1 protein-coding gene is annotated in these 1,158 nt (G+C 76.0%); it reads right to left on the reverse strand.

Annotated features, from left to right (window positions below; all coding sequences use genetic code 11):
- A partial coding sequence (locus V8688_RS31975; RefSeq protein ID WP_342802385.1) for a DUF4407 domain-containing protein occupies positions 1-1,158 on the reverse strand: 1,158 nt, incomplete at both ends.

Consider the following 1,158-nt stretch of genomic DNA (forward strand, 5'->3'; position numbering starts at 1 on the left):
GACCGGCTGGGCCGGCACCAGCGCACCGGCCTGCGGCGCGGCGGCGGGCAGCGCGGTGGGCAGGTACCCGGCGGGCAGCTGCTGCTGGGAGACGTTCGGCTCCAGAGCCACGGAGTCGTCCTTTCGATGCGGCTCGGTGATCCCGAGCTCGAAGCCGCCGATGGCGGCGATGATCCTGGTGCGCTGACGTTCTCGATCGATGACGGTATCGGCCTCGATGGCCAGGCGGGCCGCGGCGAGTTCGTGATCGGCGCGCAGGGCAGCCGCCTCGGTGCGCACCTCGGCCCGCTTCACCGCGATGGCCGCGTCGGCCTCGCGCTGGGCCCGGTCGGCCACCTCCTCGGCGTCGACCCGGCGGTCCAGCGAGGTCTCCCCGCGCCACCACCGCAGCAGCAGGGGCAGCAGGGCGAGCAGGACCCCGGCCAGCAGGATCAGCGCCCGCAGCGCGGCGGCCCCGGCGTGGTCGGCGGTGTAGCCGTTCATGGCCAGCCAGCGGGCGCCGAGCCCCCGGTCGGCCTCGGCGAACGCGGTGGCGCGGGCGGCGGCCAGCTCGGCGGTCTCGGTGCGGACCTGCTGGTCGAGCTGATCGGTGCGGGCCTGCGCGGCGGCGAGCTGCCTGCGGGAATCGTCGAGCATGTCGTTGGCCGTCTGGGCCTCGGGACCGCGGCCGGGGACGCCGGTGATCCTGGNGGCCTCGGCGAACGCGGTGGCGCGGGCGGCGGCCAGCTCGGCGGTCTCGGTGCGGACCTGCTGGTCGAGCTGATCGGTGCGGGCCTGCGCGGCGGCGAGCTGCCTGCGGGAATCGTCGAGCATGTCGTTGGCCGTCTGGGCCTCGGGACCGCGGCCGGGGACGCCGGTGATCCTGGTCTGCGGGCACTCCGGCGTCGGGTTGTACTCACAGCGGGCGATGACCAGCGCGCGGTCGATATCGGCCTGCGCCTTGGCGATGCTCACGTCCAGGGCGGCCCGGTCGGCGCTCGCCCGGTCGAACTCGGCCCGCGCGGCGACCACGCCCGGGGCGTTCTCGGCACTCGCCTGCGCGCGCACGTCCAGCTCCCGGTCGACGGTGCCGCCGAGCAGCACGGTCGAGGCCAGTTCGGCGACGAGCACGCCGGCCAGCACGCCGACGCCGATCCTGGCAGCGGTGCTCGCGCGGTC

Origin of the sequence: Nocardia sp. No.11 (assembly GCF_038752175.1) — a bacterium.
GTDB classification, from domain to species: Bacteria; Actinomycetota; Actinomycetes; order Mycobacteriales; family Mycobacteriaceae; genus Nocardia; species Nocardia canadensis.